Raw genomic sequence first — 9,351 nt, 5'->3', positions numbered from 1 at the left:
AAAGGACAGATGTTTCGCTTTGCTCAACATGACAATAAGAAAATTAATTGGCAATTGAAGTTAATTAGAGTTATATATAATAATAAAAATAATTTCCGTCAGGTCAAAATTCTGACAGAAATTATTAAGAATTATGTATTTATTTTTAACAAGATAAGCTCTTAAAGATTTATTGACCTTCGTGCCGCGTAAAACCAAGAAAATTCTTTACTTCACTTTTTTCATTTTCTTCGTTTGTTTTAGCTTTTTCAGCTATTTTAGGCTTACGCTTATTTTTAGGGATCTTAAAACTAAAAATTTTTGAAATAGTGTTTAGAACTAAAAGAATAAATTCTTTTATAACAGTTAAAAAACTTTTTTCATCAACAACAGGATCATCACCTATAAGTCTTTTACCTTCGTCAGAGATTTTTAATTCATCAGTTTTTCCTGTCCTGACATTTATGTAGCCGCCCTGTGATTTTGACCCCCCATCATTTGCTGTTCCTGTTGTCGGTCTGATCAAGTTATTGCTTGTCGGCTTAATAGGGAGCATATCCATTAAATAACTCCTTAAGGATGTAAGTAAATAAAATTTTTTTAAATAAAAATATTCTATTTATATAAAAACATTATACATTACACTTGTAGTTTTTAGAAGGTTAACAAATTGTAATATTAAGTTTTGTTAAGATATTACAGTAAATTTCTTATCTAAGTGGAATTTTTTGAACAAGGCCTTATAATTTTTCATGCAAACAGGTTCAAAATTGATTAAAATATTCATGAACTTTTTAATTATAGTGCTCTGAAAAAGTAATTAAGAAATGAAATATTTTTTGCGAAAGCACTATAGCTTTTAGGAGTGATGCTTTTCGGGAAAATCCGGCTTTGCCGGTTTTCCTGAAAACAAACTCGTTTCAGTGTAATTATTCACATTAATGGCAAAAAATGAAAATAAACTATCTCAAAATCATTAACAATTTTGTAAAAAACACTCAAACCTCAAGTGTTGTAGGAGAGGGCATAGATGACCTTCTCAAAACAGCTTCCGGGGCTAAAAATGCGATACAAAAAAATATTACGTCAAATCAAAAAACTTTATTAAATTCAAATCAGGACATCAAGTTTAATTCAATAAACAGAATGGAGCAATCAGCATTAATAAAAGAACTTTTAAAACTGCCCGGCGAAATGGATGAACTTTTTAGCCTTCTTGTTTACAAAAAGATTTCTCCTGAAAAATTAGAAACTCTATTAAAACAAAACCAGAAACTCAGTACAGATTTAATCAAAGAACTGCTTGAAAATAATTCCAAAGAATCCCTGAATAAACTTTTAAAACTTTTTCAGCAGGCACCCGGCGGAACTCAAAACACTGACCAATTAAAAGAAGTTTTAAGCTTATTAAGCTATATTACCCCTAAAAAAGAGGCATCCCCGCAGCAGATTCTTACAAATTTAACTTTATTATACCTTCCGTGGCTTCCTTTATCTGAAAAACAGCATATAGAAATATTATTCGAAAAACTCAACCGCAAAGAAGAAAAAAAAGAAGAAGAAAATTCAGAACAAACAGTGCTTGTAATTTATATAACCACAATAAATTTGGGCAGGTTCAAGGTTTCAATTATCCTGAATAAGGATTATTCAATAAAAATAGAAATAAATTATCTTGAAACCGAAAAAAATGAAAAGAAAAAAGAATATCTTGAAAAAATTTTAAAAGGAATAAATGAGCAGACAAGAAAGGACAAAATTAGAGCCAGAATAGAGTTTACCTTATGTGAAACAGGAACAAACGAAATAAATTCGCTTTCACAAAAAAATCGGGAAGTTATTATTTCTCCGACAAAAGATGTTTCTCCTGTTTTAGTTATTGCAGCTCAAAAAATAGCCAAAATTATTCTTGAAACGGACGAAAAAATTTCTTTATTACAGGAAAGAGAAAAAATGATGTTAAAAGATTAAAAAAGTAACGCTAATTTCAAAGTGACACCCTGAAGACTATTTCAGGGACTCCCCGACGTGGAACAAATTTCAAAACAACAGCACAATTTGTCTTTGGGACTGCGATTAAAATCATAAACGGCTTGTTTGACAAGGCGATTTTGATTTTAACAAGACAGCTTCTTGATCATTATGTCTACGACTGTGCAAAAAAAGAGCAAATTTCATCTAAACAGATGAAATTTTGAAGAAACACTAAAAGCAAGCCCTTATATTTCCGATTACTAAATAAGAGAGGGACTGAGCTTTTTACAAAAACTGATGATGTTTTATTAAAGCTCCCGCTTCGCAAAAGAAGGAGAGGAAAAATATGAAACTTTACGGCGGAATTGACCTGAATGACGGAGGAATGATCTCTTCAATAAGAGATATGTACCTTCAAACAGACATTATGAATGTTATTAACGATAACATTCAAGGCTTTAACAAAGTCGGGTATCAGAAAAAAGTACCCGTTGTTTCATCATTTGCGGAATTTTTAGGCTCAAATGCATTATCTCAAAAAACAGATGAAGAAGTAGGCAGAATTAAAATTACAAAAAATCCCCTTGACCTTGCTTTAGCCACTGAAGGATATTTTCAGGTTTTATCCCCCAACGGAATAAAACTTACAAGAGATGGCAGATTTAAAATGGACAAAAACGGTAATATTCTTACTCTGCAAGATTATAAAGTCCTTTCAAAAGAAGGAAAGCCTTTAAAATTAAGCACTATACCAAAAGATATTGCCGATATAAAAATCGATAAAGACGGTGTGATTAAATACCTTGATAAATCTGATCTTAAACTCCACGATGCCGGAACTGTTTCTGTAGTTTCAAACAAAGGCATAAAACTTGATAATCCCGATGTTAAACAGGGTTATGTAGAAGAATCAAACGTTGCGCTTCATGAAGAACTTTTTAATATAGTGCCGGTAAGGCGTAATTTTGAAGCAAACAGGCAATCATTCATTATACAGAATGATGCTCTTACAAAAGTAATACAAGAATTAGGCAGAACAACTTAATAAGTTTAATAAAAGGGTTATAAAACATGACTACAATTCAAGGTTCAATTTCAAAACTCGTAACAAACTCAAACGCAATGTTTGAGTCATTTGGCTATATTGCAACAGATGTAGCAAACTTAAACACTAACGGATTTAAAGCACAAAGATTCGAAACCTACCTAAATCCGGACGGAACTCTTGAAGGAAAGATGAGAACTGATTACTCAAAAGGCGGTCTTGTAAGAACAGCCAACGATCTTGATATTGGTATTGACGGAGCAGGCTTTATTCCCGTAACAAAGAAAGATGGAACGGTTGCTTATACAAGAGACGGCTCTTTTGCAATAAATTCTGAAGGCTACATGGTTACAGCTGACGGATGCCTTGTTGCAGACGGCATTAAAATTCCTGCAAACTACGACAAACTCAAAATTCAAACCGATGGAACCGTAACTGTTTTAAAAACAAACGGCGGGGCTTTTGAAAAAATCGGAAAAATTCCACTTGTATCTTTCAACAATCCTGAATCATTAAAAAAAATTGAAGGCAATAAACTTGAACCGACAAACGACTCGGGTAAAGCAACTTTAATCGCCAATAATACAAGCATAAAACAAGGAACTCTCGAAAAAGCAAATATTGATATTTATTCATATGTCAATGAAAGCTTGAAACTTAACGGCAGTTTAATCGCCAGTGCAAGACTTGTAAAAGTGGTTGATGAAATATACAGACAATCTATCAACCTGCGTCAATAAATAAATTTTTTTTAGGATGCTAAGAAATCACAAAATAACAAAAATATAAGGAAAATATATGTCTTTCATGAATGGTCCTATCGATAAAACAAATATGCTGCTTGACTTAATCACAGTCAAACAGCAGGCTCTCAGTTCCAACATAGCAAATATGAATACCCCCGGGTATGTTAGACAGGATGTTAGCTTTGAACAGTACATAGGAAAACTTGATAATCCTCTGGAAACAAAAATGGCAAAAAGTATAGGTCCTTGCCCCCTTATTGAAGAAAGACAGGGAAAAGTAAACATAGCGGAAGAACTTATGGCTATGCAAAAAAATTCTTTATTTTATTCCGTAGCCACAAGAAGAGCAAATTCTTTGATTCAGGAACTAAAAACCGTTGCACAAGTAGGAAAGTAGGTAACATATGGGCTTATTAGATTCATTAAATATAGGTGAAGCGGCTTTAAACGCTCATGGAAAACGTCTTGAAGTATACGCAAAAAACATAGCAAATATAGATACCCCTAATTATGTAAGAAAAATTCCTACATTGGCGGCTATGGATGATATTTCTTTCCAGGGTTTATTAAGCAGAATGAAAGATAATGTTTTTAATACGGGAACTTTACCCGCTGCCGCAGGCGGCGTGGCTTTTACGGGAGTTATTGAAGACCCGACACCCGGAGAACTGATGTACGCACCAAATCATCCTGATGCAGACAAAAATGGCTATGTCAGAAGATCAAACGTAAATCCAATGAGCGATATGGCTGATTCGATACTCGCATCAAGAGCGTATGAAGCTAACATTGCCGTAGTTTCAATTACAAAAGCCATGGCTCAAAAAGCTGTAGAAATAGGAAGATAATATAACTGTTTTCTTTAAAAAAAAGCTAAAACGAGGTAAGGGAAAAGGAAAATGTTCAGCCAATCAATCGACAAATTAATACAGAGTTCAAGTATTAAATCAGCTCAAGAAAGAGTTTTGCAAATAGAAACAATTCTTGCCGATAGGATAAACGCTGTTTCTCCAACTTTACCAAAAATTAACGGAAATCAAAATGACGTAAATCTCCCTAAATTTTCTGATTATATGAAAACAACCCCTCCTCAGGGTCTTAAATATAAAGTTGCAGAGCTTCCTTCTCTTTCAAAAGGTCAAATTCAGGAAATGGTAACTCAAATTTCCGAAAAATATAAAATAGACAATAAATTAGTAATGGCTTTAATCCAACAAGAATCAAATTTTAATACTTCTGCTGTTTCAAAATCAGGAGCGATGGGCTTGATGCAGCTAATGCCGTCTACAGCAAAAACACTTGGCGTTTTAAATCCTTTTAGTGCTGAGCAAAACATTGAAGGCGGGGTAAAACATTTAAAAAACATGCTGGCAAAATATAACGGAAATCTTATTCTGGCACTCGCTGCCTACAATGCAGGCGGAGGAAGCGTGGACAAATACGGCGGAGTACCGCCATATAAAGAAACACAGAATTATGTAAAAAAAATTCTGGCAAATTATTTAGGCTAAACCATCCCTTGTCATTGCGAGCCTGTAAAGCGGGTGTGAAAATCTATCCAACCGACAACTCAAGACTTTAATCCAAAACAGATAGATTCTTACATCGAAATTTTATCACTCATCAGATGACAACGGAAAGAAAGAGGAAAATTATGAGAGGATACGTCCCAAAGCTGTTTTTACAAACTGATATCAGTCAAACAAGGTCTGTAACAGGGACTAGCCCTATGCGGCTTGATCCGATAGGCAATGCTTCCGGAGTTCCAAGCTTTACGGATGTTATGACGGGGCTGGTAAAAGAAGTTGACTCCACGGTAAAAGCCCCCGATGCCTTGCTTGAAAGCGCAATGCAAGGGAACGGCGCTGATATTCATGATGTTATGATTGCTATGTCAAAAGCTGAAGTGGGTTTAAACATTGCAACACAAATGACTACAAAAGTAATACAAGCGTATGAGAAAATAATGGCTATTCAGGTGTAGAATAGTATAAGGATTTAGAGGGTAATACTATTTGTTTATATAAAATAAACAGCTGTAACTTTAAAGGGGTAGTTTAAAATTGGATCCTAAGGCTTTATTACAAAACAGACCTGCTTTGATAGGTATAATTGCAACAATAATAATCGTTATTGTTCTTGTTGTTGTTATGTCTTCATCAAAAGGGACAAAAGATGAAGCAGAAGTTTCCCCCAGAATTAAAGAACCTATTAAGCTTTTAACAACAAGCGATGCAGGAAAATCCCTTGAAATACAATCACTTTTAGCCCAAAAAAGAATTACTGTAAGAGAAGCCGGAAAAGGTTCAAAAATAGAACTATGGCTTTATCCTGAAGATAATATTACGGAAGAAAACAGGGATGATGCAATTACAAGCATCGTCAGAAGCGGACTTATAGATAAAAATGTCGGTCTTGAAGTTTTTGACAAAGGTGATTTTACTTCTTCAAGAGAAGACAAAAGAATCAGACTTTCAAGAGCAATAAACGGCGAGCTTGCAAGACTTATAAAAAGGCTGCCAAATATAAAAGATGCTTCTGTTTTTGTTTCAATTCCTAAAGATACAATTTTTACTTCTATGCAACAGCCTACTACGGCAACAATTCAGCTTGTAGTCGATCCTGTCGCGGACAAACTTGACAGAAATATCATAAAATCAGTAATCAACCTTATAATGGGAAGTGTTGACGATCTTAAGTCTGAAAATATCTCTATTACAGACACAAACGGAAACGTATATTCAAGCGTTGAAGACACAAGTTCTAATATGCTTGATATACAAGAAGAAAAAGATAACTACATGAAGAAAAAAATAAATGCCCAGCTTGACAGATTGCTTGGAAAAGGCAATTATGTCGTTACTGTAAGCACTTATTTGCGGGAAGTTCCTCTTGAAACAGCTAAAATCACTTACAATCCACAGGATTCATCTGTAGGAAACAAACAAAAATTTACCGAAGACCTCGGCGACAGATCTCATGACAGAAGCAAAATGAGCAGTGCTGTCAGTTCTTTTCTGCCGGGAGGACTTCCTTCTCCTGAATCAAGCCAAAACAGAAACTACGCAAGAAATGCTGAAGAATACAGCTATAAAGTCGGTCAAACTCAGACCACTGAAATTAAAAGACCCGGTATTCTTGAAGAAATATCAATTGCGGTTACAATAAATCAGGGTTCTATGCCTACTGATATGAATGCGGCACAATTAAAAGAACTTATTGCCAGAACGGCTAACCCTAAAGCAAGTGCGCAAAATGTTGAAATCGCATTTGCCGATAATATAAACCCTTATCTGGCAAACGAAAGACCTGTTCAAAAACCTGAGCCTGAAAATTCAGGAAATCCATGGTGGACAGTAGCAGCTTTATTAGCCGGAGGCTTAATAATAGGACTTGCATTCATCGGGGGAAAAACTAAAGATGCCTCTTCCAAACAACAAAGAGAACTTGATAATCTTTTAGAAAGAACTATAAATCAGGAAAAAGCTTTGCAGGAGGCTCATCAAAAAACAAACCAACTCCAAAACATGCAGCAGCAAATGTATCAAACTTTATCAACAAACCAACAGCAACAGCCTCAGGCGGCCATTCCTGATCTTAACAATACAATTCAGGATATACAAGATAATATTGAAGAAAATCTTGATGAAAAAGAGTTTGTAACAACTTTAAAAAGCTGGATAGAAAGTTCAGATTAATAAATAAAGGGCAGAGGAAAATATAATTGGCTATAACAACTTTAAATCCGCAAGAATTTTCAAAAGATCTGGCGCAACAGGCAATAAATTATGTTCCTGCTGATTTAACAGATGAACAAAAAAATTATATAGCAAAAAAAGTTTTTGAATTCAGCTTGATTGCCGGAAACCATCTTATCGAGCGTTTTAATCAGCAATTTGATGATGAACAGGCAAGAATTATCGTTCAATTTATTGGCGAATGGACTTTTCATAAAAACATAGACATTATAAGAGCGAATATTCCCAGTGAACACTGGGCGGAAATCCTTCAACAAGTGGCTTTTGCCGCTTTACAGGTTGCAATTCAGGCATTTTTGGAAAAACAAGATCAGACAAAAATTGCTGCAAATATTGAAATGCAGGTTAACGCTGCTTATGCATCCTGCATAAACGGCCTTGCAAAGGCCGGTGTTATCGCAGAAGACAAAGTTAATGAAGTTATTTCTTATTCAAACGTAGATGCGATGGCAAAAGAAACATCAGCGACAACTGTCGAAGATGAAGAAAAAATTATAAAATATGCCGCCATAGCAATAGTCTTGAAAAAATTATCAAAAGAAAAATTTGAAAGCCTTATTTCTAACTTTAGCGAGGAAGAACAACAAAAAATAAACTCTTATCTGCAAATAGAAGGGCTTGAACAAAAAATTGATCCGTCTTTGGTCTGTAAATATCTAAAAGACCTGAAAAAAAACATCGCAAGTATTGCAAAACCTAAAATGACAGAAACGATTACCAAAATAAAAGCTTTGAAAAAAAAGTTTAGCGATGAAGAGATATTTAATACATTGAGCTATGAAAGGTCAATAATTCTTGACTATGTAGAAACCTGCCTTTTTGAAAGCACACAAAAAGCTATAAAACTTGAATTTTCTCCATATATCGCTAAAATACTATATAATCACGTTAATTCAAAACTTTTTGCACAGAATTAGCAAGAAAATATCAATAAATTTTTGTTACAAAATGGCATTTTTTACTCGGTAACAGTAAAATAAAAAATGGGTAAAAATAGGATCAACACGAATGCCGGTATGATAATCAAAAAAAATAAAAATAGTTCAAATTCTCCTTTAAATTCAAATCAACCTCAACAAAAAACTGGTTTGAATCCTCAACCTGCTGAAAAAAAACCACCTATCCCGTCATTTCAACAGCCTTTGATAAAAGAAAGACAAGAAAGACGACGAGGCGACAGAAGAAGAGGCTATAGACGCACCGAGGACAGAAATCTTATTTCCAGAGCGCAGGAAGAAGCTAACGCAATCAAAGAATCTGCGGCAAAAGAAGGTTTTGAATACGGTATCGAAATTTCCAAAGAAGAATTAAAAAAGCTAAATCTGGCTATTACAGAACTTCTTCAAACGAAAGAAAAAGCTATAGGGCAAGCTGCTCCTGATATTGCATTTTTAGCGGTAAAAGTTGCCGAAAAAGTAATAAAAAAACAGCTCGAAATCGATGACACAATTGTTTTAAACATAGTATCAGAGGTGATAAAATCTTTAGGTAAAGGTGAAACAAACATTTTAATCAGGACAAATCCTGCCGATGCAGCGTTAATTCAGAAAAATATTCCTGATTTATATCCTTACGGTGATTCTAATACCAAAATTACCGTAATTAAAGATGAAAAAGTAGACTGGGGAAGCTGTATAGTAGAAACAAAAAGCGGAATAATTGATGCCAGATTCTCTACACAACTCCAAATCCTGCAAAAAGCCCTTGAAATTGGCTTATAATTAAATAAAAGACTGGCTTTTTTATAGATTTAACCTGAAAATCTATACTGATAACCATAATATACAGATCCTTCGCTTCGCTCAGGATGACAAAAAGGCTCAGGATGACAAAAAGGCTCAAGATGAAA

The 9,351-nt window shown here is 34.3% G+C and carries 11 protein-coding genes; 10 read left to right on the top strand and 1 reads right to left on the bottom strand.

The window, feature by feature from the left end; all coding sequences use genetic code 11:
• Positions 1-169: 169 nt before the first annotated feature.
• The gene (locus WCG23_08415) at positions 170-541 is read right to left on the bottom strand and encodes a hypothetical protein (GenBank protein MEI8389894.1); all 372 of its coding nucleotides are present in this window, start codon (positions 539-541) and stop codon (positions 170-172) included.
• Positions 542-930: 389 nt separating this feature from the next.
• On the opposite strand from WCG23_08415, the gene WCG23_08410 reads away from it, so the two are divergent.
• The 10 genes from WCG23_08410 (at position 931) to WCG23_08365 (ending at position 9,223) form a co-directional block, all read left to right on the top strand.
• Positions 931-1,950 (top strand): hypothetical protein, encoded by a 1,020-nt coding sequence (locus WCG23_08410; GenBank protein ID MEI8389893.1) that lies wholly within the window; start codon positions 931-933, stop codon positions 1,948-1,950.
• Between the two features lie 349 nt (positions 1,951-2,299).
• Complete coding sequence (locus WCG23_08405) at positions 2,300-2,998, top strand: flagellar basal body rod C-terminal domain-containing protein (protein MEI8389892.1); 699 nt, start codon at positions 2,300-2,302, stop codon at positions 2,996-2,998.
• Between the two features lie 26 nt (positions 2,999-3,024).
• Positions 3,025-3,738 (top strand): flagellar hook basal-body protein, encoded by a 714-nt coding sequence (locus WCG23_08400; GenBank protein ID MEI8389891.1) that lies wholly within the window; start codon positions 3,025-3,027, stop codon positions 3,736-3,738.
• 58 nt (positions 3,739-3,796) lie between these two features.
• The gene (locus tag WCG23_08395; protein ID MEI8389890.1) at positions 3,797-4,141 is read left to right on the top strand and encodes a flagellar basal body protein; all 345 of its coding nucleotides are present in this window, start codon (positions 3,797-3,799) and stop codon (positions 4,139-4,141) included.
• A 7-nt stretch (positions 4,142-4,148) separates the two neighbouring features.
• Positions 4,149-4,592 (top strand): flagellar basal body rod protein FlgC, encoded by a 444-nt coding sequence (flgC, locus tag WCG23_08390; GenBank protein MEI8389889.1) that lies wholly within the window; start codon positions 4,149-4,151, stop codon positions 4,590-4,592.
• A gap of 51 nt (positions 4,593-4,643) precedes the next feature.
• On the top strand, positions 4,644-5,255 hold the full coding sequence (locus WCG23_08385; GenBank protein MEI8389888.1) for a lytic transglycosylase domain-containing protein: 612 nt from the start codon (positions 4,644-4,646) through the stop codon (positions 5,253-5,255).
• A 143-nt stretch (positions 5,256-5,398) separates the two neighbouring features.
• Positions 5,399-5,728, top strand: a complete 330-nt coding sequence (gene fliE, locus WCG23_08380) for a flagellar hook-basal body complex protein FliE (GenBank protein ID MEI8389887.1) — start codon at positions 5,399-5,401, stop codon at positions 5,726-5,728.
• Positions 5,729-5,807: 79 nt separating this feature from the next.
• The gene (locus WCG23_08375; protein MEI8389886.1) at positions 5,808-7,442 is read left to right on the top strand and encodes a flagellar M-ring protein FliF C-terminal domain-containing protein; all 1,635 of its coding nucleotides are present in this window, start codon (positions 5,808-5,810) and stop codon (positions 7,440-7,442) included.
• A 26-nt stretch (positions 7,443-7,468) separates the two neighbouring features.
• Positions 7,469-8,419 carry a hypothetical protein gene (locus tag WCG23_08370; GenBank protein ID MEI8389885.1) on the top strand — a complete coding sequence of 317 codons (951 nt, stop codon included), beginning with the start codon at positions 7,469-7,471 and terminating at the stop codon, positions 8,417-8,419.
• A 66-nt stretch (positions 8,420-8,485) separates the two neighbouring features.
• Positions 8,486-9,223, top strand: coding sequence for a FliH/SctL family protein (locus tag WCG23_08365; protein ID MEI8389884.1), 738 nt, complete (start codon positions 8,486-8,488; stop codon positions 9,221-9,223).
• The last annotated feature ends 128 nt before the right edge of the window (positions 9,224-9,351 follow it).

This window comes from bacterium, assembly GCA_037147175.1.
Taxonomy (GTDB): domain Bacteria; phylum Cyanobacteriota; class Vampirovibrionia; order Gastranaerophilales; family UBA9971; genus UBA9971.
Note: the sequence above shows the minus strand (reverse complement) of the source record. Positions and strands in the feature narration are given on the sequence as shown.